General features: G+C 71.5%; 21 protein-coding genes. 9 read left to right on the plus strand and 12 right to left on the minus strand.

The features are described from left to right. Window positions 1-143 precede the first annotated feature (143 nt). A complete protein-coding gene (locus tag OG408_RS27455; RefSeq protein WP_285564673.1) occupies window positions 144-713 on the plus strand; it encodes a hypothetical protein in 570 nt (189 codons plus the stop codon). Window positions 714-744: 31 nt separating this feature from the next. On the opposite strand, the gene OG408_RS27460 is transcribed toward OG408_RS27455, so the two are convergent. Genes OG408_RS27460 through OG408_RS27470 form a run of 3 tightly spaced genes read right to left on the minus strand, consistent with a single transcriptional unit; the run spans window position 745 to window position 2875 of the window. Further along, the gene (locus OG408_RS27460) at window positions 745-1317 is read right to left on the minus strand and encodes a cob(I)yrinic acid a,c-diamide adenosyltransferase (RefSeq protein ID WP_326672513.1); all 573 of its coding nucleotides are present in this window, start codon (window positions 1315-1317) and stop codon (window positions 745-747) included. A 13-nt stretch (window positions 1318-1330) separates the two neighbouring features. Then, the gene (locus tag OG408_RS27465) at window positions 1331-2080 is read right to left on the minus strand and encodes an ABC transporter permease (RefSeq protein ID WP_266782933.1); all 750 of its coding nucleotides are present in this window, start codon (window positions 2078-2080) and stop codon (window positions 1331-1333) included. A gap of 12 nt (window positions 2081-2092) precedes the next feature. Further along, entirely contained in the window at window positions 2093-2875 is a 783-nt protein-coding gene (locus OG408_RS27470; protein ID WP_285564675.1) for an ABC transporter ATP-binding protein, read from the minus strand. 82 nt (window positions 2876-2957) lie between these two features. Between OG408_RS27470 and OG408_RS27475 the strand changes: the two genes are divergently transcribed. From OG408_RS27475 to OG408_RS27490, 4 genes are all read left to right on the plus strand, one after another. Further along, on the plus strand, window positions 2958-3599 hold the full coding sequence (locus OG408_RS27475) for a TetR/AcrR family transcriptional regulator (RefSeq protein ID WP_266782937.1): 642 nt from the start codon (window positions 2958-2960) through the stop codon (window positions 3597-3599). Between the two features lie 132 nt (window positions 3600-3731). After that, window positions 3732-4580 carry a 3-hydroxyacyl-CoA dehydrogenase family protein gene (locus OG408_RS27480; RefSeq protein WP_266782939.1) on the plus strand — a complete coding sequence of 283 codons (849 nt, stop codon included), beginning with the start codon at window positions 3732-3734 and terminating at the stop codon, window positions 4578-4580. A gap of 239 nt (window positions 4581-4819) precedes the next feature. Beyond that, entirely contained in the window at window positions 4820-5143 is a 324-nt protein-coding gene (locus OG408_RS27485) for an STAS domain-containing protein (protein ID WP_018102617.1), read from the plus strand. Between the two features lie 250 nt (window positions 5144-5393). Further along, the gene (locus OG408_RS27490) at window positions 5394-7856 is read left to right on the plus strand and encodes an ATP-binding protein (protein ID WP_326672517.1); all 2463 of its coding nucleotides are present in this window, start codon (window positions 5394-5396) and stop codon (window positions 7854-7856) included. Between the two features lie 260 nt (window positions 7857-8116). Here the strand turns inward: OG408_RS27490 and nucS are convergent, their stop codons facing one another. Then, a complete protein-coding gene (gene nucS, locus OG408_RS27495; RefSeq protein WP_266782943.1) occupies window positions 8117-8788 on the minus strand; it encodes an endonuclease NucS in 672 nt (223 codons plus the stop codon). 263 nt (window positions 8789-9051) lie between these two features. On the opposite strand from nucS, the gene OG408_RS27500 reads away from it, so the two are divergent. After that, complete coding sequence (locus tag OG408_RS27500) at window positions 9052-9444, plus strand: SCO5389 family protein (protein ID WP_266782945.1); 393 nt, start codon at window positions 9052-9054, stop codon at window positions 9442-9444. Window positions 9445-9550: 106 nt separating this feature from the next. Here OG408_RS27500 and OG408_RS27505 read toward each other — a convergent pair whose 3' ends face one another. After that, window positions 9551-10594 (minus strand): LLM class flavin-dependent oxidoreductase, encoded by a 1044-nt coding sequence (locus OG408_RS27505; protein ID WP_266782947.1) that lies wholly within the window; start codon window positions 10592-10594, stop codon window positions 9551-9553. A 210-nt stretch (window positions 10595-10804) separates the two neighbouring features. Between OG408_RS27505 and OG408_RS27510 the strand changes: the two genes are divergently transcribed. Next, window positions 10805-11134: an ATP/GTP-binding protein gene (locus tag OG408_RS27510; RefSeq protein ID WP_326672519.1), complete on the plus strand. Its 330-nt coding sequence runs from the start codon at window positions 10805-10807 to the stop codon at window positions 11132-11134. A gap of 24 nt (window positions 11135-11158) precedes the next feature. Here OG408_RS27510 and OG408_RS27515 read toward each other — a convergent pair whose 3' ends face one another. The 7 genes from OG408_RS27515 to mce all read right to left on the minus strand — a co-directional run bounded on the left by OG408_RS27515 (window position 11159) and on the right by mce (window position 20916). After that, the gene (locus OG408_RS27515) at window positions 11159-12055 is read right to left on the minus strand and encodes an ABC transporter permease (protein ID WP_266782951.1); all 897 of its coding nucleotides are present in this window, start codon (window positions 12053-12055) and stop codon (window positions 11159-11161) included. Next, window positions 12052-13251 carry an ATP-binding cassette domain-containing protein gene (locus OG408_RS27520; RefSeq protein WP_266782953.1) on the minus strand — a complete coding sequence of 400 codons (1200 nt, stop codon included), beginning with the start codon at window positions 13249-13251 and terminating at the stop codon, window positions 12052-12054. The genes OG408_RS27515 and OG408_RS27520 overlap by 4 nt, the downstream gene beginning before the upstream one ends. Window positions 13252-13424: 173 nt before the next feature. Beyond that, on the minus strand, window positions 13425-14204 hold the full coding sequence (locus OG408_RS27525) for an ABC transporter permease subunit (RefSeq protein WP_266782955.1): 780 nt from the start codon (window positions 14202-14204) through the stop codon (window positions 13425-13427). 5 nt (window positions 14205-14209) lie between these two features. Continuing rightward, window positions 14210-15232, minus strand: a complete 1023-nt coding sequence (locus tag OG408_RS27530; protein WP_266782957.1) for an ABC transporter ATP-binding protein — start codon at window positions 15230-15232, stop codon at window positions 14210-14212. An 88-nt stretch (window positions 15233-15320) separates the two neighbouring features. Beyond that, a complete protein-coding gene (locus tag OG408_RS27535) occupies window positions 15321-16259 on the minus strand; it encodes a cellulose-binding protein (RefSeq protein WP_266782959.1) in 939 nt (312 codons plus the stop codon). A 185-nt stretch (window positions 16260-16444) separates the two neighbouring features. Further along, window positions 16445-20242 (minus strand): polarized growth protein Scy, encoded by a 3798-nt coding sequence (gene scy / locus OG408_RS27540; protein WP_266782961.1) that lies wholly within the window; start codon window positions 20240-20242, stop codon window positions 16445-16447. Between the two features lie 245 nt (window positions 20243-20487). Next, on the minus strand, window positions 20488-20916 hold the full coding sequence (gene mce / locus OG408_RS27545; RefSeq protein ID WP_136328730.1) for a methylmalonyl-CoA epimerase: 429 nt from the start codon (window positions 20914-20916) through the stop codon (window positions 20488-20490). Window positions 20917-21050: 134 nt separating this feature from the next. Between mce and OG408_RS27550 the strand changes: the two genes are divergently transcribed. Beyond that, complete coding sequence (locus OG408_RS27550; protein WP_266782964.1) at window positions 21051-22253, plus strand: acetyl-CoA C-acetyltransferase; 1203 nt, start codon at window positions 21051-21053, stop codon at window positions 22251-22253. Window positions 22254-22294: 41 nt separating this feature from the next. Further along, window positions 22295-23254 (plus strand): methylmalonyl Co-A mutase-associated GTPase MeaB, encoded by a 960-nt coding sequence (gene meaB / locus OG408_RS27555; protein WP_266782966.1) that lies wholly within the window; start codon window positions 22295-22297, stop codon window positions 23252-23254. The last annotated feature ends 5 nt before the right edge of the window (window positions 23255-23259 follow it).

Raw genomic sequence — 23259 nt, forward strand, 5'->3', positions numbered from 1 at the left:
CAACACGTCCGGCCCGCTCCGGCACGTCCGTACCGGGAGCGATCCGTCAGTACATCGAAGGATGCAGTGGTCTTTCGTCACCGGGGGCGATGAACCGGGGCGGAGCGGCGGCGAGGCTGGAGGGGAGCGAAAGGAAACGGACCGTGATCGTCACACTGATCGTTCTCTGCGAGATCGCCTTCTGGGTGCTGCTGGCCGCCGGGCTCGCTCTGCGCTACGTGGCGGGGAAGCCGCGCCTGGGCGCCGCCGTGCTGCTGTGCGAGCCGCTGCTGGAACTCGTCCTGCTGGTGGTGACGGCCGTCGACCTGAAGAACGGCGCCGCCCCGGACTGGAAGCACGGGCTCGCCGCGGTGTACGTCGGCTTCACGGTCGGACTCGGGCACTCCACGATCCGGTGGGTCGACGCCCGGGTCGCGCACCGCTTCGCGGGCGGCCCGCCGCCGGTGAAGCCGCCGAAGTACGGGACGGCGCGGGCCGTCCACGAGTGGCGGGTCGCCGGGCGGTGGACGGTGGCCGCGGCGACGGCGCTGGCACTGCTCCAGGCGGCCGTCTGGTACGTCGGGGGAGACGGGGACGTGGCCTCGCTGCGGTCCTGGCAGCGGACGATGCTCTTCGTGATCGGCATCAACCTGGTGATCGCGGCGAGCTACACGCTGTTCCCGAAGCGGGACCCGCACGGCGGGGCGAAGCGGGTGCCGGGCCCGCCCGGGTGAGGCCTTGTCCCCGCTCCCGGGCGGGCCGCTCTCAGCGTTCGCCGCCCGGCACCCACAGCACGTCGCCTACCTCCTTGTTCGCCACCCGGGCCAGGATGAACAGCAGGTCGGAGAGCCGGTTGAGGTAGGTCGCCGTCAGCGGGTTCATCACCTCGCCGTGCACCTCGAACGCCGCCCAGGTCGACCGCTCCGCGCGCCGCACCACCGTGCACGCCTGGTGCAGCAGCGCGGCGCCCGGGGTGCCGCCCGGCAGGATGAAGCTGCGGAGCTTCTCCACCTGCTCCAGGAAGTGGTCGCAGTCCGCCTCCAGCTTGTCGACGTAGAACTGCTCGACGCGCAGCGGCGGGTACTCCGGTGCCTCGAGGACGGGCGTCGACAGGTCCGCGCCCACGTCGAACAGGTCGTTCTGCACGCGGACGAGGACCTTCACCACGTCCTCGTCCAGCTGCCCGAGCGCGATGGCCGTACCGATGACGGCGTTGGCCTCGTTGGTGTCGGCGTACGCGGAGATCCGCAGATCGGTCTTGGCGGTCCGGCTCATGTCCCCCAGGGCGGTGGTTCCCTGGTCGCCGGTGCGGGTGTAGATGCGCGTCAGATTGACCATGCGGTCAGCCTAGTTACGCACCCGCCCTCCTGAAGACGCGTGTGCCCACTGTCACGGCGAGTGCCGCGAACCCGAGGGCGACCAGGACGCCGTACAGCATGTGCGCGGTGGCGTACGAGCCGGTGTACGCGTCCCGTACCGCGTCCACCAGATAGCGCAGCGGCGTGAGGTGCGACAGCACGTCCAGCCAGCCGGGCCCCAGCGTCATCGGCAGCATCAGCCCGGACAGCAGCATGGCCGGCACGGTCAGCGAGTTGATCACCGGCCCGAACTCCTGCGGGGTGGTGACCTTCATGGCCAGGGCGTACGAGAGCGAGGCCAGCGAGACGGTCAGCAGGCCGACGAAGGCGAAGCCGATCAGCACCCCGGGCAGTGGCGCGCGCAGTCCCATGAGCACGGCGGTGAGGACCAGCAGCACCGCCTGGAACATGAACAGCAGCGTGTCGCGCAGGACCCGGCCCAGCAGCAGGGCCATCCGGCTGACCGGGGTGACCCGCATCCGCTCCAGGACCCCGGTCGACTTGTCGATGATGAGGGCGAACCCGGCGAACGAGGCGCCGAACAGGCCCAGCTGGAGCAGCAGGCCGGGGACCAGCACCTGCCAGGAGTCGCCGGCCGGTCCGAGCGGCAGCCCGGTGAGCAGCGGGCCGAAGAAGAGCAGGTAGAGCAGCGGCATGAGGATGCCGAAGAGGATCTGGAACCGGGAGCGCAGGGTCTGGCGGGCATACCGCCCGAAGACGAGCGCGGTGTCGTGGAGAAGCATCGGACTCGATTCCTAGACGGCGACGGGGGCGGTGTCGGCGGGGGCGGGGGAGCGTCCGGTGATCGCCAGGAAGGCTTCCTGGAGCGAGGCGGAGGCCGAGCCCGCGTACCGCTCCTTGAGTGCGGCCGGTGTGCCCTCGGCGACCACCAGGCCGCCGTCGACCACGACGAGGCGGTCCGCGAGCGCGTCGGCCTCGTCGAGGTAGTGGGTGGTGAGCACGACGGTGGTGCCGTACGTGTCGCGCAGCCCGCGCACCAGCTCCCACAGATCGGTGCGGCTGCCCGGGTCCAGTCCGGTGGTCGGCTCGTCGAGGAAGAGCACCGCCGGGCGGTGGGTGAGGCCCATCGCGATGTCGAGCCGGCGCCGCTGGCCCCCGGAGAGCGTGGCCGTCCGGCGGTCGAGCAGTTCGGAGAGGCCCAGTTCGGCGGCGAGCTCCGCGGCCCGGGCGACGGCCGCGGCCTTGCCGAGGCGGTAGAGCCGGCCCTGGGTGACCAGCTCCTCCCGGACGGTGATGTGCGGGTCGACGCCGCCCGACTGGGCGACGTAGCCGCACTTCTCCCGGACGCCCGCCGGGTCCGCGAGCAGATCGCAGCCGGCCACGGTCGCCGCGCCGCCGGTGGGGGCGAGCAGCGTGGTGAGCATGCGCAGGGTGGTGGTCTTCCCGGCGCCGTTGGGGCCGAGGAGGCCGACGATCTCACCCGGCGCGACCGTCATGTCGATGGAACGGACGGCCTCCACCGGGCCGGTCCGGGAGTCGAAGGTCCGGGCGAGCCCGGCCGTACTGATGATTGGCATAGCGACCACAAAAACAGAGTCACTGAAAAATTGCAATGACACCAAATATTCAGGAACCCCAGAGGCGCCCTACGATGGGGCCATGGCTGAGGGACTCAGGGAGCGCAAGAAGCGCCGGACCAGGCAGCACCTCTCGGACGTGGCCACCGGTCTCTTCCTGGAACGCGGCTTCGACGACGTCACGATCGCGGAGATCGCCCGCGCCGCCGACGTCTCGGTCAACACGGTCTACAACTACTTCCCCACCAAGGAGGAGCTCTTCCTCGACCGCAGCCGCGGCATCGTCGACCGTCTCTCGCGGTACGTCAGGGGCCGCGACAAGGGGGAGTCCGCGGCCGACGCCGTCCTGCGCGAACTGCGCATCCAGGTGGAGGGCGTGTCGCCGACCGTCGGCCTGATGGAGGGTTACGAGAGCTTCATGCGCGTCATCGAGGGCGCCGACAGCCTCAAGGCCCGCCTCTGGCACGTACAGCAGGAAGCCCTCCAGCACCTGGAGGCGACACTCCAGGAGGAGTGCGGGACCGGGCCCGGCGACCGGGCCCCGGTCCTGGTGGCCGGCCAGCTCTCCTGGGTGCACAGCACGCTCATGGCGTACATCGGGCGTGAGATGGTCGCCGGCCGCAGACCCGCCGAGGTGTCCCGGGACGCCCTCGTCCTGCTCGACGACATCGAGGACCTGCTGGGCGAAGCGGTGCTCAACTACGCCCGGCGCGCCACCGAATGAGGCATCCCGGTGTGATGTCCGTCATTTGAGACGTGACGCGCATCTCTTCACGGCCCCAGCGCCCCTCACGGGTACTAACCTCCGCCGGAGAGCATGGAGCAACAACCGCTGAGAGAGCATAGGGGTGCCAACGTGGCCAGGAAGCTTGCCGTCATCGGCGCCGGACTCATGGGGTCCGGTATCGCGCAGGTCTCCGCCCAGGCGGGCTGGGACGTCGTGCTGCGTGATGTCACCGACGCGGCCCTGACACGTGGCCGTGACGGCATCAAGGCCTCCTACGACAAGTTCGTCTCGAAGGGCAGGCTCGCGGCCTCCGACGCCGAGGCGGCGCTCGCCCGCATCACCACGACCACCGATCTCGACGCGGTCTCCGACGCGGACATCGTCGTCGAGGCCGTCTTCGAGAAGCTGGAGGTGAAGCACGAGATCTTCCGGACCCTCGACAAGATCGTCCGGGACGACACCGTGCTCGCCTCCAACACCTCCGCCATCCCGATCACCAAGATCGCGGCCGTGACGGAGCGCCCGGAGCGCGTCGTCGGTGTGCACTTCTTCTCGCCGGTCCCGATGATGCAGCTCTGCGAACTCGTCCGCGGCTACAAGACCAGCGACGAAACCCTCGCCGCCGCGCGGGAGTTCGCCGAGTCGGTCGGCAAGACCTGCATCGTCGTCAACCGTGACGTGGCCGGCTTCGTCACCACCCGGCTGATCTCGGCGCTCGTCGTCGAGGCCGCCAAGCTGTACGAGTCGGGCGTCGCGTCGGCCGAGGACATCGACATCGCCTGCAAGCTCGGATTCGGCCACGCCATGGGGCCCCTCGCCACCGCGGACCTGACCGGCGTCGACATCCTGCTGCACGCCACCGGCAACATCTACACCGAGTCGCAGGACGAGAAGTTCGCCGCCCCGGAGCTAATGCGCCGGATGGTCGATGCAGGTGACATCGGCCGCAAGAGCGGGCAGGGCTTCTACACCTACTGATCGTTTTCGGTCCCCGGTCGCCTGATCTGCCGTCAGTCAGGACCGGGGCTCCGGGGGCCGTCCTCCGGAACCAGTGGATCCACAGGGGGATCCGCGGCGGGCCCCAGTCACTCCACGGAGTGAATTCGGTATCGGTTCGCTTACAGACGGCAACTTCCCTGTCGTTGCCGCAGTCAGTTGGGGCAAGAGACAGTTTCAGACAGACCGACCGTGCCACGGAGCATTCCAGGGGAGCGCATATGCACATCAGGGGCGACCACGCCGAGCTGGTCGTCGGGGGCCGCCTCGATGTCCGAAGCGCGGCGGACGCCCGTACGGTCCTGCACTCGGCCCTCGACGACGGAGTCGGCGATCTGGTGCTCGACCTGACCGAGCTGGATTCGTGGGACGCCACCGGACTCGGCGTCATCATGGGCGCACACCGCCGGGCCGGCCGCGCCGGACGGCGGCTGGTGCTGCGCGGCGTACCGCCGCAGATGCAACGCCTGCTGGTGGCCACCCGACTCCACCGCATCCTGGCCATCGAGGGCGGAATCGCCGCCGAATCCCTGCCGCGCGTCTGAGGACGCCCGGCGGCGGGTGCCCGTAAGGGCGTCCGTCCGGGCCGCCGCCCGAAGCCGCACAATCCTCACGAGACCGTGATCTGTGGGGCGGCGCGGCACCCCGGATGTTCGTAGATACTGTGCGAAGGTTTAGGGTTCGGCCGTCTGCCGATTGACGGACCCACCTGGCGGACACCGGACCGGAAGCGACAGCTGGGCGTGTGAGGCCGGGAGGGGCAACCGTTCTCGACGCGTCTTGGGGGCTTTGGCGATGGACCCGACACACCGGGGGCCGGAAGAGTACGGCCACGACAGCAACGGCTTCGCCGAGGAAGCCGGCCGGCGCCGTCCTTCCCGGGATCCGCTGACTCCTGATTTCGGTCAGCAAACACCGCAACAGGTGCGCATCGTCCCGCTGATATCCGGCGACCTCCTGCTCACCGTCAACCCGGTCGACGGCAGCGAGGTCGAACCCTGCCCGCCCGGGGAGCAGCCCGCCGCACCGGTCCGGCGCACCCCCGCCGAGCGGGCCGACCGGGAGCGGGCCACCGCACCCCCCGTGCCGCCCGGCCCGCCCGTCCTCCGGCTCCCCCTGCTGCAGCGCGAGGAGATACGCGAGCAGCTCGTGCGCCTGCTGGCCCGCGGCCGCTCCGTACGGCTCACCGGACCGGCCGGTTCCGGCCGAAGCGCGCTGCTGAACGCCGTCGCCGCGGACTGTGCGGAACTCGCCCCCGACGGAGTCGTCCGGCTCAACGGCCACAAGCGGAACGTCACCGATCTCCTGTACGGACTCTTCGAGGCCGTCCACGACGCACCGCTGCACCGCCCGGACCGGGAGCTGCTGCTGGAGAAGCTGCGGTCCACCGGTGCCGTCGTCGTCCTCGACGACCTGGAGTTCGGCGGCGCCGCCCTGGACGAGCTCCTCGACGCGACGCCCGAATGTGCCTTCCTGCTCGCCACGACGCCCGACGTCGCCGCCCCCGGCCCGGACTCCCACCTCGAAGAGGTCCTCCTCGCCGGACTGGACCGGGCCGCCTCGATCGACCTGCTGGAGCGGGTGGTCGAGCGGAAGCTCACCGAGGAGGAGGCCAACTGGGCCGGAGACCTCTGGTTCGAGTCCGAGGGGCTGCCGCTGCGCTTCGTCCAGGCGGGCTCGCTGCTGCGCCAGCGTGACATGCTGCGCACCGACCCGACCGCGTACGACGAGTACGGCTATCTGGAGAACCGGCCCGCCGACGAGCCGCCGGCGGTGGAGGGCCCCGCCGACGCGGAGGCCACCGACGTACCCCTGCCCAGCCTCGGCGAGGGCGCCGCGCCCGCCGCCCTGCTCGCATCGCGGCTGAGCGGCGCCGCCCGCGACACCCTGCGCTTCGCTGTCGGGCTCGCCGGCGAGGTGCCGCACCAGGCGCATCTGCCGGCGCTCGTGGGGGACACCCACGCCGACGCCGCGCTCGGCGAACTGGCCGGCTGCGGGCTGCTGTCCCCGGCCGGCTCCCGCTACCGGCTGGCCGCCGGGGTGCTCGCCCAGCTGGAGGCCGCCGGATACGGCGAGGACGCCACGGACCGGGCCCGCACGGTCGCCCAGCACTACGCCTGGTGGTCCGGACACCCGTCGGTCACCCCCGCGCGGGTGGTGGCGGAGTCCGACGCGATCGTCGCGGCGATGGCCCAGCTGGTGCCGGGGGACGGGGCCGGACAGACCAGCGTCGCCGTCCTGCTGGCCCGCAGCGCCTCGCCCGCCTTCGCGGCCGGGCTGCACTGGAGCGCCTGGGAGCGGTCCCTGCGGATCGGCCAGGAGGCCGGCCGGATCGCCGGCGAGGTCGCCGAAGAGGCTTACTTCCACCACGAGTTGGGCGTCCTCGCCCTCTGTACCGGCAATCTCGACCGGGCCAGGGCCGAGCTGGAGACCTCCATCAGCATGCGCGGCGCGCTCGCCGACAAGTCCGGCGCGGTCGCCGGGCGGCGGGCACTCGCCCTGGTCGACGACCGCTCCGGCGGACCGGCGGGCGGTGCTCCGGCGGCCGACCTGATACCGGCGAACCCGTTCGAGCTGTCGCCGCCGCGCGGACTGCCGACCGTCATCCCCGTCTCGATGCCGCGGACGTTCCCGGACGAGCCCGCCGTCGTGTCCCGGCAGACCGCGCCGCTCGCCGCCGACACTGCGGGCGGCCGCTTCTCGGTCCTGGGCGGGGCCCGGCGCAATCTGGTCGCGGCCGGTGCGGGGGTGCTGCTGGCCGGTGTGCTCGGCACCGTGGTGACGCTCGGGCTCACCTCGAACAGTGACCCGCAGGGTGATCCCGGCGCCTCCACCGAGCAGTCGGTCACCGACGGCGGTGACACCGAGGAGGAGCTGCCGGCCGAGGAGCCGGCGGACGACGCGACGCCGTCCGCCAAGCCGTCGGGCTCGGCGTCCTCGTCCGCCCCCGGCCCCTCGGGCAGCGAGTCCGCGCCGGCGGGCGGAAGCGGGGCGTCGTCCCCGGGCACGACGGCTTCGGAGTCCTCTCCGTCGTCGCCGGGGGGCTCGTCCTCCGGTAAGCCGTCGCCCACGCGTACGACGACGAAGCCGACGCCGACGAAGTCGGAATCACCGCCGCCCAGCCCGTCGACGACGCCGCCGGATCCGAGTGATACGCCGTCGCCCACGGATCCGGAGACGACGGATCCGGCCGAGCCCGACTCGTCGGACTCGGCGAGCGGGCCCTCCGGGGCGAGCGCGAGTCCGTCGCTGACCTGAGCGGGGGCGCCCCGGTGGGCGCCTCGTCCTCAATCGCCGGACGGGCTTGATGTGCGTGCGTGCCCGTCCGGCAGGGCCCGGTCTCCGGGGAGAGGGTTCCGTCCTCAAACGCCGGACGGGCTTGAGGAGGCGTCCGTCCCCGGCCTTGAAGAGGCGCAGGACTTGAAGAGACGTCCGTCCCCGGCCTTGAAGACTCCCAGGACTTGAAGAGACGTCCGGACGGCCTCGACGGGCCGGCCGTCCGGCGTGAACCGAGTGGGTCAGAACAGTCGGAGTTTGTCGTCCTCGATGCCACGCATCGCGTCGTAGTCGAGGACCACACAGCCGATGCCCCGGTCCGTCGCCAGCACGCGGGCCTGCGGCTTGATCTCCTGGGCGGCGAAGATGCCCTTCACGGGGGCGAGATGGGGGTCGCGGTTGAGCAGTTCCAGATAGCGGGTCAGCTGCTCCACACCGTCGATGTCGCCGCGCCGCTTGAGCTCGACGGCCACGGTCTGTCCGTCGGCGTCACGGCACAGGATGTCGACGGGGCCGATCGCGGTGAAGTACTCGCGGCGGATGAGGGTGTATCCCTCGCCCAGTGTCTCGATCCGGTCGGCGAGCAGTTCCTGGAGGTGCGCCTCCACGCCGTCCTTGATCAGGCCCGGGTCGACACCCAGCTCGTGGGACGAGTCATGGAGGATTTCCTCCATGGTGATGATCAGTTTTTCGCCCGCCTTGTTCACCACGGTCCAGACACCTTCGGTGTCACCGGTGCCCTCCTTCAGGGTGCAGGGCGGCGACATCCAGTTGAGCGGTTTGTACGCCCTGTCGTCGGCGTGAATCGACACGCTCCCGTCCGCCTTCACCAGGATCAGACGGGGAGCGGAGGGCAGGTGGGCCGTGAGCCGGCCCGCGTAGTCCACGGAGCAGCGGGCGATGACGAGACGCATGGTCGGCAACGCTACTCGACGACGGGTGCTCGACGCGATTCACCCACCCGTCACTCCATCCCCGCCCCTGAGTGTCGCTTTCTGGCTTGCCCCTCTTTGAACCCCTTCGTTATTGGCCGGTTGTGTTCCCATTCTCCTGGTGCGGCCCGGACTGCGCCCTTAACGTGGATGCAGGAGGTCGCCGTGTGTGCACGCTGCGTCGCCGTCCTCCTTCCCTGCCCGTAAGGCCCCGGCTGTCCGTCGGGGTCGCGAGAGGAGAACCCATGTCGCTCGACGTCTCACCGGCGCTGTTGGAACAGGCCGAGCGAGGCGAGGTCGACGAAGCCGACTTCGTCGACTGCGTCCGGACCTCCCTGCCCTACGCATGGGAGATGATCAGCTCGTTGGTCGCTCAGCTGAAGGTCGACGGCGGGGAGTTCGCCGACAACCAGACGCCGCCGCCCACCGAGCAGGCACGTGGTCAGCTGCTGCGCGCGCTCGCGAGTGATGCGATACGCGGCGCGCTCCAGCGGCACTTCGGGGTGCGCCTGGCATTCCAGAACTGCCACCGCGTCGCGGTGTTCCCGCTGGACGCCTCGGTCGACGACCGACTGGCCAAGTTCACCTCGGTGAGGGGCCAGTTGCTCAACCAGTCGCCCGAACTACGGGACTGCTGAACGCTTCTGCTGCCGCTCCGGGCCGCGGGAGGTGCAACTGGTCCGGGGCGGCAGCTCCCGCGCGTACACCGTGAGACGCGTACACCGTGAAACCGGTTCGCGTGGTTCATTCCAGGAGCGGCAGTACCTCGGTGCCGAGCCGCGCTACGTTCTCCTCCGTGGCGACGAGATCTCCGGAACCCTCCACCAGGAGCGCGAAGCGGGTGATGCCCGTGCGCTCCGCCGTTGCCGCGAGACGGTCGGCCGCGAGCCGGGGCGGGCCCACCGGGTGAAGGTCGCACAGCAGCTCCGTATAGCCGACCGGGTCGCGCATCACCCGGTGCCGGCCGTCGACCGTCACATGGGCGTCGAGTCCCTGCCGCAGCCAGCCGGGCATCGCCTTCACGAGCGTCTCCCGGGCGTCCTCGGTGCGGTCCGCGATCTGCGCGACCCCGGCGGAGACGTGCCCGGCCTGCCGGACACTCTCCGGCGAACGGCCCGCGGCGAGCGCGCAGGAGCGCCAGAGAGCGATCATCTCGGCCTTCTCCTCGTCCCCGCAGTGCATTCCGAGCAGCATCGGCAAGCCGTTCTCGGCGGCGAGTTTCACGCTCTTCGGCGAGGTGCACGCGACGATCACCTCGGGGCCGCCGGGAGTCTCGCCGCTCTCCCCGCCGAGCAGTTCGTCGGCTCGGGGGACCACCGCCACCTCGCGGAAGCCGTAGCGCTCCCCGGTGCCCGCCACCCTGGCCTCGCGCAGCCAGTCGAGGAGCAGCCCCAGGGACTCGGGGAAGCCCTTCTCGTACGCCTCCAGGCCGCCGCCGAACACCTCCAGGTCGATCCACGGGCCGCCCCGGCCGACGCCCAGGGTGAACCGGCCGCCGCTGGTGAGGTGGAGCAGCGCGGCCTGCTCGCCGAGGGCGACGGGATGCTGCGTCGGCAGCACGCTCACCGCCGTGCCGACACGGATCCTGCGCGTGCGGCCGAGCAGCAATGCGGCCAGCGTCACGGCGGACGGGCACACCCCGTACGGCACGAAATGATGTTCGGCCAGCCAGACCGAGTCGAGGCCCGACTCCTCCGCGACCTCGGCGGACCGGATCGCGCGGTGCAGCGCTTCCCCCGGCCCCTGGCCCGGAAACTGGGCTGCCAGTACGAACGTTCCCACACGCATCGCCAATTACCTCCTTGCGGCCGACGCGGCTCTCCCCTACTGGCAACAACGTCTGACACGTGCCAAAGGCACGGTCCGACGGGAAGTTGTTGCGATTTTCCGCTAACCCGTCCCGTCCCGGGGCCCGCGACGGGCGGTGCGGGACGTGTACCCCGGCCGGATGGCCCTACGCTGGACGGGAACTGCCCAGCCTGCCCCGTGAGGTGTCACGTGTCCCCGCGCCGCAACCGCCCCCGAGGCGGCGAGAGTCCCACCGACAGCGCGAGCGTGGAGGGGGACCGGTACGGCGGCGGCGGGCGCGCGGAGCAGTGGCAGGGCGAGGAGTGGTCGGTCCGCCCCGTCAGCGGCGCGAGCGCGGCGGGCAAGCGTTACCGGTGCCCCGGCTGCGACCAGGAGATCCCCTCCGGCGTCCCGCATCTGGTGGCCTGGTCCGAGTACGGCGGGATCGACGACCGCCGGCACTGGCACAAGGCGTGCTGGAACGCGAAGGACCGCCGCACCACACGGGTGCAGCGGTCCAGGAACGCGCCTCGGTACTGAACGGCCCCGGGCAGGCCGCCGGGGTCAGACGTCGCGGTGGTTCATCACCAGGTAGGCGCCGCCCATCGCCACGGCGGTGAGACCGAGCATGATCCACAACGGGTCCCAGCCGGACGGGCCGCCGGACGAGCTGACCGAGTTGTCGTAGAAGATGCTGAGCTGGTTGGGGATCGAGTACTGCAGCAGCCAGTCCTGGAGCCACGACAGCGAGCTGGCGAACATGAAGATGGCCAGCACGAGCGGCAGCAGCACCACGCCGATCATGATCGTGATCGCCCCGGCCGAGTGCCGGATCAGCGCGCCGACCGCCAGCGAGAGCAGCCCCAGCGTCGCGATGTAGAGGCCGACGCCTACGGTGCCCTTCAGCCACTCCGCCCCGGTGGGCGCCTCGCCGTCCAGGATGGACGTCTGGATCAGGGCGACGACCGTGGTCATCACCGTGGTCAGGACGAAGGTCAGCAGGAAGAAGACGATGGCCTTCGCGCCGAACACCCGCGCCCGGCTCGGGCAGGCGGTCAGCGTCGTACGGATCATGCCGGTGCCGTACTCGGACGCGATGGTCATCACGCCGAGCGTGATCACGCAGATCGAGCCCAGGAGCACGCCGAAGAAGCCGAGGCTGAGCACCGGGGTGCCGCTCATGTCGGAGTCCGACGCGCTGACGGCGACCGCCGAGAGCACCCCGATGACGAGCAGCAGCACGATCATGACGCCGAGCGTCCACATCGTGGAGCGCACGGAGCGGATCTTGGTCCACTCCGAGGCGATGGCATCGCCGAGGGTGGCGGGGCGCACCGGGATCGGCGAGGTGTAGTAGCCGGTCAGCGGGCCCGGCCCGTGACCCTGGGGAGCGGGGGGCTGCTGGTACGCCTGCTGCTGGTACGGCGCCTGCGGCGTCGGCGGCGTGGGCGGCGTCGTCATCGGGGGTCCTCGCTGGTGTCGCGCTTGGTCAGGTCTGCCGGGGCCGCGGCGGGCGCCGCCGGGGCGGGAGCGGCGGCGGGGGCCGGGGGAGCGGCCGGGGCCACTGCCGGGGCCGCGGGTGCCGGGGTGCCCGCGTACGGGTTCTGTCCGGGCGGCGGCGGGGCGTACCAGCCCTGCTGCGGCACCTCCGGGGCACTCTGCTGCGGCGGGGCGTACCCCGCGGGCTGCAGCCCGTAGCCGCCGGGCGGCGGCGGGGCCTGCAGATGGGCCACCTGGTCCGCCGTCGAGCGGTAGTCCACGGCGCCCTGCGTCATCCGCATGTACGCCTCCTCCAGCGAGGCCTGGTGCGGCGAGAGCTCCCAGAGCCGGACGTCCGCCTCGTGGGCCAGATCGCTGATCCGGGGCAGCCGCAGCCCGGTGACCCGCAGGGCCCCGTCCGGCTCCGACATGACCTGGCCGCCCGCCTCGGTGAGCGTGGCGGTGAGCTTCTCGCGCTGCTCGGGCCCGTCGTCCGGGACCCGGATCCGGGCGAAGTCGGCCGAGTTGGCCGAGATGAAGTCGGTGATGCTCATGTCGGCCATCAGCTGGCCGCGGCCGATCACGATCAGATGGTCGGCGGTGAGGGCCATCTCGCTCATCAGATGGCTGGAGACGAAGACCGTGCGTCCCTCGGACGCCAGCATCTTCATCAGGTTGCGGACCCAGAGGATGCCCTCCGGGTCGAGGCCGTTGACCGGCTCGTCGAAGAGCAGCACCTGCGGGTCGCCCAGCAGGGCGGCCGCGATCCCCAGGCGCTGCCCCATGCCCAGCGAGAAGCCCCTGGACCGCTTCCGCGCGACGTCCTGGAGGCCGACGACCCCGAGCACCTCGTCGACCCTCGCGGCCGGGATGCCGGCGAGCTGGGCCAGTGAGAGCAGGTGGTTGCGGGCGCTGCGCCCGCCGTGCACGGCCTTGGCGTCGAGCAGCGCGCCCACCTGGCGCGGTGCGTTCGGCAGGCTGCGGAAATCGTGGCCGCCGACGGTCACCCGGCCGGCCGTCGGCCGGTCCAGGCCGAGGATCATCCGCATCGTGGTCGACTTGCCCGACCCGTTGGGACCGAGGAACCCGGTGACGGCGCCGGGCCGCACCTGGAAGGAAAGGTTGTACACGGCTGTCTTCGCGCCATAGCGCTTGGTCAGGCCGACTGCCTCGATCATGCTCCAGCCCCATCGACTTATCTGTCGTCGGGGCACAGGCCGTCGGGCCGTACGCCCCCCGTATGAGTGAGGAGGATATCCAGGCCTTGACGGTTCCGGCCAAGTCGTGGCCCGGGCGAGTCCTGTCGGCGCGGTGGACGGGTGCCGTGGACCGGGCGGTCCACGGCACCCGGTCAGGCGTCGCGCTTCTTGAGGAGGAGGAAGCCGCCGATCACCGAGGCCGCCACCCAGGCGACCATGATCAGCAGCCCGGCCCACGGGCCGTAAGGAGCCGGATCGCTGTCCATCGCGTCGGGCACCACCTGCATGATCTTGGAACCGGCCTGGTCGGGGAAGTACTGGGCGACGCTCTTGGCGCCCGGCACGGCCGACAGGATCTGCGACACCAGGAAGAAGAACGGCATCAGGATGCCGAGCGACAGCATGGAGCTGCGGAGCATCGCCGCCACCCCCATGGAGAAGACCGCGATCAGCCCCATGTAGAGACCGGCGCCGACGACGGCCCGCAGCACGTTGTCCTCGCCGATGCCGATGCTGTGGTCGCCCAGCAGGGCCTGGCCGAGGAAGAACGAGACGAAGCTGGTGATCAGACCGACCACCAGCGCCAGCACACCGGCGACCAGCATCTTGCTGAAGAGGAAGGTGGCGCGCTGCGGCACCGCCGCGAGCGAGGTGCGGATCATGCCGGAGCTGTACTCCGTACCGACCACCAGGACACCGAAGACCACCATCGCCAGCTGGCCGAGGATCATTCCCGAGAAGCTGATGAACGTCGGGTCGAAGGTCGCCCGCTCCGCGTCGGAGAGGTCGTCGAACTGGGCGTTCATCACCGCGCAGAGCGCGGCGCTCATCGCGACGGTGACGGCGAACGCGCAGATCAGCGTCCACGTCGTGGAGGAGACCGTGCGGATCTTGGTCCATTCGGAGGTCAGGACCGCGGGTACCGAAGCCATCGTCGTCACACCCCCTGTCCGGTGCCGGAACCGCCGGAAGCCCCGGGACCGGGGGAGCCGCCCGGCGGCTGGTTCCACTGGTCGCCCCAGTGCGGCCCGACCGGCGGCGGTTCCGCCCCCCGCTCGGAGTGTGCGTGGTACTCCACCGAGTCCGCCGTCATCTGCATGAACGCCTCCTCCAGCGAGGCCCGCTGGGAGCTCAGCTCGTGCAGCACGATCGTGTGCCGGGCGGCGAGCTCGCCCAGGTCCTCGGTGGTGGCGCCGTCGATCTCCAGCGTGCCGTTGCCCGACTCGACCGCGACGATGCCCTCGGCGTGCAGCACGTCGCGCAGCCGCTCCTGCTGCGGGGAGCGCAGCCGTACGTAACTGCGGGAGTTCTGGTGGATGAAGTCGGCCATCGAGGTGTCGGCGAGCAGCCGGCCCTGTCCGATCACGATCAGATGGTCCGCGGTCAGCGCCATCTCACTCATCAGGTGCGAGGAGACGAAGATCGTCCGGCCTTCCGCGGCGAGCGCCTTCATCAGGTTGCGGATCCAGTGGATTCCCTCGGGGTCCAGTCCGTTGACGGGTTCGTCGAACATCAGGATCTCGGGGTCACCGAGCAGCGCCGACGCGATGCCCAGGCGCTGACCCATGCCGAGGGAGAACCCCTTGGACTTCTTCTTCGCCACCGCGGTCAGACCGACGGTGTCGAGCACCTCGGCCACCCGGCTCTCCGGGATCCGGTTGCTCTGGGCGAGACAGAGGAGGTTGTTGTACGCGCTGCGGCCGCCGTGCATCGACTTCGCGTCCAGCAGCGCACCGATGTACTTCAGGGGTTCCGACAGTTCGCGGTAGTGCTTGCCGTCGATGCGCACCGTTCCGCTGGTGGGGTTGTCGAGATCGAGCATCATCCGCATCGTGGTGGACTTGCCCGCCCCGTTGGGTCCCAGAAAACCCGTCACCATCCCCGGCCGGATCCGGCACGACAACTGGTCGACGGCAGTCTTGTTGCCGAAGCGCTTGGTGAGGCCATCAAGCTCGATCATGCGCTCACGCTAGAACGACCGCGCGCCCGGCGCCACCACAAAGGCGGAACCGGGCGCGCAGGGATGACGACGGTGTCGTTCCCGGGCTTCAGCGGGTCTGCTGGGCCGGGACGCCGCGGGAGACGGGCTCCTCGTCGGCGGGGGTGCCGGCCGCGGCCACCGCGGCGCCGGTCAGCGTCGCCAGCATCTCGCGGACGTTGGTGAGCTGGGCGTTGATCGAGTCGCGGCGGTTGGTGAGCGCCGCCAGCTCGCGCTCCGACTCGCTGCGGATCCGGTCGGCCTTCGCGTTGGCGTCGGCCACGATGTCCTCGGCCTGGCGCTGAGCGGTCTCGACCGTCTGACGGGCGCGGCGCTCGGCGTCCGTGCGGAGCTTCTCGGCCTCCAGGCGGAGCTGCTCGGCGCGGTGCTCGATCTCGGCCAGACGCTTCTCGGCCTTGGCCTGACGGGACGCGAGGTCGCGCTCCGACTGGTCGCGGCGCTTGGCCAGGTTGGTCTCGAAGTCCGCGGCGGCCTGGGCGGCCTTGGCGCGGGTCTCCTCGAAGAGGGCGTCGGCCTCCTCGCGCTTCTGGGCGGCGTCCTTCTGCGCGTCCGAGCGCAGCGTGGTGGCCTCACCCTGGGCCTTCTCGACGATGCGGACACCGTCGTCCTCCGCCTTGGCCTTGCGCTCGGCGGCGAAGGTCTCGGCGTCGTTGCGCACCTGCTGGGCGGCGGACTCGGCGAGCTCGCGGTGCTGCTCGGCGGCGCGACGGGCCTCCTCGCGCAGGTCCTTGGCCTCCTCCTCGGCAAGGCGGAGGATCTTCTCCACGCGCGCGCCGAGACCCGCGTACGACGGCTCCGCGTCGTTCACCTGGGCCTGGGCGTTCTGCGTTTCGAGGTGGAGTTCCTCGATGCGCTTTTCCAGAGACGTGATGCGGGCGAGAGCACTATCACGGTCGGCGACGAGCTTGGTAATGCGGTCATCCACCTGACCGCGGTCGTAACCACGCCGCACGAGCTCGAAGCCGAAGGGGGAGGAAGGGTCACTCATGGGGTTCCTGTCGAAGTGAGACCGGTGAGGTGATAGGGGGAATCCTAGGGGCCAGAACGGCGTGTCATCGAGCAGATGCAGGTTTGATCTGGAGAATGACACCCCTTTTGAGTGGCTAACCCCCGTAACCCTTGCCACTCGGAGGGCTGAACGTCCTTGCCGAACCACGGGAGACCGCCGGATGACTACCCATCCGACGGCTTGCCACTCGAACGAGTGCCCGCAGCCGCAGTGGCCTTGACGTTGCCGGGCGGACCGGCACCCGCTCCCTTACCGCCGGCTCCGGGGGTCTCGAAAGACTCCAACGCCTCCAGGACGTCCTGGACACGGGAGATCTCCGTGTTGATGTCCTCGCGGCGGCGCACCAGGACATCGAGCTCGCGCCGGCCGTCGGCCACCGTCTGCTTCGCCTCGGCCTCCGCGTCGGCCCGGAGCTTCTCGGCCTCGCGCACCAGGGTGGCCTTCTTCTGCTCGGCCTCCTTCAGCAGCGACTCGGCCCGCTTCACGGCGGCGATCCGGACCTTGCTCGCCTCCGAGTTGGCGTCCGCCAGCAGGTCCTTGGCCTTCGCCGCGGCCTCCTCGCGCTGTTCGGTCGCCGCCTTCATCAGGTTGTCCACGCGCTCGCCGACCGTCTTGACCTGCTCGGCGGTCTCGCGCCGGGCCCGGTCGTGCAGCTCCTGGACCTCGGCCTCCGCCCGGGTCCTGAGCTCCTCGGCCCGCTCCCGGATCTGGGTGGCGTCCCGGCGCGCGCCGACCAGCAGCTCGTCCGCGTCCGTCCGGGCCCGCTCCACCAGGGAGTTGCCCTCGACCGTCGCCTCGGAGGTGATCCGCACGGCCTCCTTACGGGCCGCCCCGACCATGGTGTCGGCCTGCTCCTCGGCCTCGGTGGCGGCGCGCAGCGCCTCCTCCTGGGCCTTGTTGATCAGCTGGTCCGCCTGCTCGGCCGCATCGGCCCGGCGCTTCGACGCCGACTCGCGCGCCTCGTCCACCAGCCGGTCCGACTCCTCGCGCGCCTCGGCCCGCATCTGCTCGGCCGCCGCCTCGGCGTCGGCGCGCAGCCGCTCCGACTCCTCGCGGGTACGCGCCGCGTGCTCCTGCGCGGAACCGACGGTCGCCGCCGCCTCGGCCCGCAGCCGCTCCGCCTCGCCCGCCGCCTCGTCACCGAGCCGGGCCGCCTGCTGCGCCGCCTCCGTACCGATGCGCTCGGCCTCGCCGGTCGCCTCGGACACCAGCCGGTCCGCCTGGGACGCCGCGTCGACACGCATCCGGTTGGCGTCCTCCCGGGCCTCCGCCCGGCTGCGCGACGCGTCCTGCTCGGCCGACGCCAGGGCGTCGGACGCCTCGGTACGCATCCGCTGGCTGTACTCCGCGGTGTCGGCGCGCAGCCGCTCCGACTCCGTGATCGCGTCGGAGACGGTCCGCTCGGCCATCGCCTTCGCGGCCTCGGTCTCCTCCTTCGCCTCCCGGCGGACCCGGGCGGCGTCCTCGCCGGCCCGCTCCCGCTCCGCATAGGCGTCGGCGCGGACCCGGTCCGCCTCCTCCTGAGCCTCGGACCTCGTCCGCTCCGCGACATGCTCGGCGGTGGAGCGCATCCCGGCGATCTCCGCCTCGGCCTGCTCCTGCAGTCCGCTGACCGAATCCCGCACCTGCTGGGCGGTCTGCTCGGCCGCGGCGACCATCTCGGTCGCCCGGGCGTCCGCCTCCTCGACCAGGCGCTGGGCCTCGGCCTGCGCCTCCTCGACCCGCTTGCGGGCGGAGGCGAGGAGCTCCTCGCTCTGCTCGCGGGCCCGCTCGCGCTCCTGGTTCGCCTCGGTACGCGCCGCGTCGAGGGTCTCCTCCGCCTCGCGGCGGCGCCGGTTCGCCTCCTCCTGGGCGGCGGCCAGCGCCTCGGCGGCCTCCGCGCCCACGCGTTCGGCGGCGGCGGCCGCCTCCGACCGCACCCGGTCGGCACTCTCCTGCGCCTCGGACTTCAGCCGCTCGGCCTCGGCCGCCGCCTCACCGCGCAGCCGCACGGCGACGGACTCGCCCTCCGCACGGGACCGCGAGGCATCGGCCGCGGCCTCGTCGCGCAGCCGCTGGGCCTCGGCCTCGGACTGCTCCTGGAGCGTCCGCAGCCGCTCGGCGGCCTCGGCGCGCAGCCGCTCGGACTCCTCGTTCGTCTCGCGCCGGACGCGCTCCGCGTCGGAGCGGGCCTCGCCCAGCGTCTGCTCGGCGGTGGCCACCCGGGTCTCGGCCTCGGTGTGCAGCCGGGTCAGCTCGTCGGCCGCCTCCGTCCGCCGGGCCGCGACCGCGCGCTCGGTCTCCTCGCGCAGCTCCGTCGCGGCCTGCTCGGCGGCGGACGTCGTCGACCCCGCCAGCTCCTCGGCCTCGGTGCGCAGCTGCTCGGCCTCGGCGCGGGCCCGCTCCAGGGCCTCCTCCGCCTGCTTCTTCAGCGCCGCGGCGCGCTCGGCCGCCTCGCTGCGGACCCGCTCGCTGTCGGTGCCCGCGGCGCCGCGCAGCTCCTCCGCGTCCGCCTTGGCCTTGGCCAGCAGCTCCTCGGCGGTCTTCGCGCCCTCCTCGATCTGCTGGAGGGCCTCCCGGCGGGCCTCGCCGCGGATCCGCTCGCCCTCGGCGACCGCCTCGGAACGCAGCTGCTCGGCCTCGCCGCGCAGCCTGCGCGCCTCCTCCTGCAGCTCGACCGTCTTGGCCCGGTACTCCTTGGTGTCGTCCTTGGCCGCGCCCTTGAGCTGGTCGGCCTGCTCGGCGGCCTCGCCGCGCAGCCGGTCCGCCTCGGCCTCCGCCTCGCGGCGGATCCGGTCGGCCTCCTCGCCCGCGGCCCGGGTGGTCGACTTCGCGTCGTCGGACGCCTTGGTCAGCACCTCCTCGGCGGCCCGGGCCGCCTTGGCGAGCTGGGCCGCGGCGTCCTCGGCCGCGGCGGTGCGCGCGGTGTCGGCCGCCTCGGAACGGAGCCGGTCGGCCTCGGCGCGGGCGTCGGCGAGCGCCTGCTCGGCCTCCGCCTTCAGCGACTCGGCGTCCTTGGTGGCCTCGCCGACCAGCCGGGCGATCTCCGACTTGGCCGTACGGGTGCGCTGCTCGTTCTGCGACTCGGCGCCGGCCAGCCGCTTGACCGCGGCCTCCTTGGCCTCCGAGAGGACCTTCTCCGCCTCCAAGCGGGCCTCGCGCAGCTGCGTCTCGGCCTCCTGCATGCGCTGCTCGGCGGTCCGGTTCAGCTCGGCGGTCTGCTGCCGGGTCTGCTCGGTCTCGGCCGTCGTCGACGTCCGCAGCTGCTCGGCGTGGGTGGTGGCCTCCTGCGCCTGGCTGGACGCGGCGTTCAGCAGCCGCTCGGCGTCCTTGCGGGCACGCAGCAGGATCGACTCGGCCTCGGAACGGGCCGACTCGGCCTCGGACCCCAGGCGCTGGCGCGTCTCGTCGGCCAGCCGGGCGGCCTCGGCACGGGCGGCGCCCAGCGCCTGCTCGGCCTCGGTGCGGGACTCCTCCAGCAGCCGGCGGGCCTGGGACTCGGTCCTGGCCCGCAGCTGCTCGGCCCACGCCACGTTCTCGTTGACATGGGACTCGACGGTCTGGCGGCGCTCGGCCAGCTCCTGGTCGAGCCGCTGGCGCCGCTGCACCGCCTCGTTGTGCAGCTCGGCCTGCAGCCGCGCCTGGTGCTCGGCGTGCTCCTGAAGGATCCGCTGCGTCTGCGCACGGGCGTCGCGCAGCTCGCGCTCGGCGTCGTTGCGCAACTGGTCGGCCTGGACCTGGGCATTGCGGAGCAGCTGCTCCGCCTGGTAGCCGATGTCCGCGCTGTCGTAGGCGGGACGGGTCGCCAGACTGCGCCGGGCCTCGTGCAGCTTGGCGCGCAAGACCTCGACCTGGTAACCGAGGTCCTCGGCGTGCTGGACGGCCTTCTCCCGGTCGGTCTTCAGCCGGTCCATCTCGGCTTCGAACCGCGAGAGATGGTCGTCTTCAGCTCGGTGGCTCTCCTGGCGTTCGTAGCCCCGCACTGCGCGGTCCCATCCTTCCCCGAGCTCTCAACTTCTTCCCCAGGCTCTCGACTTCGTTCGAGCCGGGGATGCCCCACTGAGCAGGGGAGACCCCAACCCTGATCGTGAACTCCGAACGAGGTCCGTTCGCCGACGAACGGTCCCCCCCGGGGAATGGTGACAGATCAACGGCTGAGGACGCGTCGCGGCCCCGACCCGGCTCCGGCCCGGAACAGCCCACTCTACCGGGCCGGGTCTGCCTCGGGTCAGTGCTCCGTCCGGGACGTGACCAGTTCGGTGAGCACACCGTGGCAGTCCTTGGGGTGAAGGAAGGTGATCCGCGACCCCATGGAACCCGTCCTGGGCTCGTCGTACAACACCCTGACGCCCTTTTCGCGGATGTCCGCGGCGTCCGCGTCGACGTCCGCCGTACCGAAGGCGATGTGGTGCACGCCCTCGCCATTCTTGGCCAGCCATTTGCCCACGGCCGAGTCCTCACGGGTCGGCTCCAGCAGCTGGAGGTACGAGGCGCCGCCGTCGGACGTCTCGTTGATCTTGAGCATGGCCTCCCGTACGCCCTGCTCCTCGTTGATCTCGGAGTGGAACACCTCGAACCCGTAGGTCGAGCGGTAGAACTCGACGGTCTTGTCGAGGTCGAAACAGGCGATCCCGATGTGGTCGATTCGCGTCAGCATGGGAACAGTGCAGCGCCCGGCGGATGGTTACGCAACGTGCGCGCCGTCACACCCGCTGCCGGATGACGGGCGCGGTACTGCTCAGTACATTCAGGTAAACCCTCGTTCACTCCTATTCCAAGGGGCTGTGCCTCATGTCAGGAACGACCGGTACCACTTCGGTGATCGTCGCGGGCGCCCGTACGCCCATGGGCCGCCTCCTCGGCTCCCTGAAGAGCTTCTCCGGAGCCGACCTCGGAGGCTTCGCCATCAAGGCGGCGCTGGACCGGGCCGGCATCGGCGGCGACCAGGTCGAGTACGTGATCATGGGCCAGGTGCTCCAGGCCGGGGCAGGGCAGATCCCGGCACGGCAGGCCGCGGTCAAGGCAGGCATCCCGCTGAGCGTCCCGGCACTCACCGTCAACAAGGTGTGTCTCTCCGGGCTCGACGCCATCGCCCTGGCCGACCAGCTGATCCGCGCGGGTGAGTTCGACATCGTCGTGGCCGGCGGCCAGGAGTCCATGACGAACGCCCCGCACCTGCTCCCGAAGTCCCGCGAGGGCCACAAGTACGGCGCCATCGAGATGCTCGACTCGATGGCGTACGACGGTCTGACCGACGCCTACGAGAACATCCCGATGGGCGAGTCCACCGAGAAGCACAACACCCGCCTCGGCCTGGCCCGTGCGGATCAGGACGAGATCGGCGCCCTGTCCCACCAGCGCGCCGCGGCCGCCCAGAAGAACGGCATCTTCGAGGCCGAGATCACCCCGGTCGAGATCCCGCAGCGCAAGGGCGACCCGGTCCTCTTCTCCAAGGACGAGGGCATCCGCGCCGACACGACCGCGGAGTCGCTCGGCAAGCTGCGCCCTGCCTTCGCCAAGGACGGCACGATCACCGCCGGCACCGCCTCGCAGATCTCCGACGGCGCCGCCGCGGTCGTCGTCATGAGCAAGGCCAAGGCCGAGGCGCTGGGCCTGGACTGGATCGCCGAGATCGGCGCGCACGGCAATGTGGCGGGCCCGGACAACTCCCTCCAGTCGCAGCCGTCCAACGCCATCCGCCACGCCCTCAAGAAGGAGGGCATCGGGGTCGAGGACCTCGACCTCATCGAGATCAACGAGGCGTTCGCGGCCGTCGCCCTGCAGTCCATGAAGGACCTCGGCGTCACCTCGGAGAAGGTCAACGTCAACGGCGGCGCCATCGCGCTGGGCCACCCGATCGGGATGTCCGGCGCCCGTGTGGTGCTGCACCTGGCGCTGGAGCTCAAGCGGCGCGGCGGCGGCACCGGGGCGGCGGCGCTGTGCGGCGGCGGCGGTCAGGGCGATGCGCTGATCATCCGCGTTCCGGGCAAGTAGTACAGAACCACGCAGCGCGTGAGCGAGGAGGCGGAGCGGTGATGGTGGACGTCCCCACCCTGGTGGAGCAGGCCCGTGAGGGCAGGCCGCGGGCCGTGGCCCGGCTGATCTCCCTGGTGGAGGGGGCGTCGCCGCAGCTGCGCGAGGTGATGGCGGCCCTCGCGCCACTGGCGGGCAACGCCTATGTCGTCGGCCTGACCGGCTCGCCCGGTGTCGGCAAGTCGACATCGACGTCGGCACTGGTCACGGCGTACCGGCGGCAGGGCAAGCGCGTCGCCGTGCTCGCCGTCGACCCGTCGTCGCCGTTCTCCGGCGGCGCGCTCCTCGGGGACCGGGTCCGGATGTCGGACCACGCCTCCGACCCGGGCGTCTACATCCGCTCCATGGCCACGCGCGGTCATCTGGGCGGTCTCGCCTGGTCGGCCCCGCAGGCCATCCGGGTGCTGGACGCGGCGGGCTGCGACGTGATCCTGGTGGAGACGGTGGGCGTCGGCCAGTCGGAGGTGGAGATCGCCTCCCAGGCCGACACCTCCGTCGTCCTCCTCGCCCCGGGCATGGGCGACGGCATCCAGGCGGCGAAGGCCGGAATCCTGGAGATCGGCGATGTGTACGTCGTGAACAAGGCCGACCGGGACGGCGCGGACGCCACCGCCCGCGAGCTCAACCACATGCTGGGCCTCGGGGAGTCCCGTGGACCCGGCGACTGGCGGCCGCCGATCGTCAAGACGGTCGCCGCCCGGGGCGAGGGCATCGACGAGGTCGTCGAGGCGCTGGAGAAGCACCGGGCGTGGATGGAGGAGCACGGCGTCCTGGCCGAGCGGCGCGCGTCCCGCGCCGCCCGCGAGGTCGAGACGATCGCCGTCACCCGGCTCCGCGAACGGATCGGTGACCTGCACGGCGACCGCCGCCTGGACGCCCTGGCCGAACGCATCGTGGCGGGCCGCCTCGATCCGTACGCGGCGGCCGACGAACTGGTGGCGGGGCTCACCGGGGAGGCCTGACCGTC

The sequence above is a fragment of the Streptomyces sp. NBC_01257 genome, assembly GCF_035917255.1.
Taxonomy (GTDB): Bacteria; Actinomycetota; Actinomycetes; order Streptomycetales; family Streptomycetaceae; genus Streptomyces.

What these genes read in the sequence shown, in the direction of transcription:
- OG408_RS27460 (WP_326672513.1), bottom strand. Translation starts at nt 1,317, where the DNA reads ATGGTCAATCTGACGCGCATCTACACCCGCACCGGCGACCAGGGAACC.
- OG408_RS27470 (WP_285564675.1), bottom strand. Translation starts at nt 2,875, where the DNA reads ATGCCAATCATCAGTACGGCCGGGCTCGCCCGGACCTTCGACTCCCGG.
- meaB (WP_266782966.1), top strand. Translation starts at nt 22,295, where the DNA reads ATGGTGGACGTCCCCACCCTGGTGGAGCAGGCCCGTGAGGGCAGGCCG.
- OG408_RS27500 (WP_266782945.1), top strand. Translation starts at nt 9,052, where the DNA reads ATGTCGCTCGACGTCTCACCGGCGCTGTTGGAACAGGCCGAGCGAGGC.
- OG408_RS27515 (WP_266782951.1), bottom strand. Translation starts at nt 12,055, where the DNA reads ATGACGACGCCGCCCACGCCGCCGACGCCGCAGGCGCCGTACCAGCAG.
- OG408_RS27535 (WP_266782959.1), bottom strand. Translation starts at nt 16,259, where the DNA reads ATGAGTGACCCTTCCTCCCCCTTCGGCTTCGAGCTCGTGCGGCGTGGT.
- OG408_RS27475 (WP_266782937.1), top strand. Translation starts at nt 2,958, where the DNA reads ATGGCTGAGGGACTCAGGGAGCGCAAGAAGCGCCGGACCAGGCAGCAC.
- OG408_RS27525 (WP_266782955.1), bottom strand. Translation starts at nt 14,204, where the DNA reads ATGGCTTCGGTACCCGCGGTCCTGACCTCCGAATGGACCAAGATCCGC.
- OG408_RS27530 (WP_266782957.1), bottom strand. Translation starts at nt 15,232, where the DNA reads ATGATCGAGCTTGATGGCCTCACCAAGCGCTTCGGCAACAAGACTGCC.
- OG408_RS27485 (WP_018102617.1), top strand. Translation starts at nt 4,820, where the DNA reads ATGCACATCAGGGGCGACCACGCCGAGCTGGTCGTCGGGGGCCGCCTC.
- OG408_RS27550 (WP_266782964.1), top strand. Translation starts at nt 21,051, where the DNA reads ATGTCAGGAACGACCGGTACCACTTCGGTGATCGTCGCGGGCGCCCGT.
- OG408_RS27465 (WP_266782933.1), bottom strand. Translation starts at nt 2,080, where the DNA reads ATGCTTCTCCACGACACCGCGCTCGTCTTCGGGCGGTATGCCCGCCAG.
- OG408_RS27520 (WP_266782953.1), bottom strand. Translation starts at nt 13,251, where the DNA reads ATGATCGAGGCAGTCGGCCTGACCAAGCGCTATGGCGCGAAGACAGCC.
- nucS (WP_266782943.1), bottom strand. Translation starts at nt 8,788, where the DNA reads ATGCGTCTCGTCATCGCCCGCTGCTCCGTGGACTACGCGGGCCGGCTC.
- OG408_RS27490 (WP_326672517.1), top strand. Translation starts at nt 5,394, where the DNA reads ATGGACCCGACACACCGGGGGCCGGAAGAGTACGGCCACGACAGCAAC.
- OG408_RS27505 (WP_266782947.1), bottom strand. Translation starts at nt 10,594, where the DNA reads ATGCGTGTGGGAACGTTCGTACTGGCAGCCCAGTTTCCGGGCCAGGGG.
- mce (WP_136328730.1), bottom strand. Translation starts at nt 20,916, where the DNA reads ATGCTGACGCGAATCGACCACATCGGGATCGCCTGTTTCGACCTCGAC.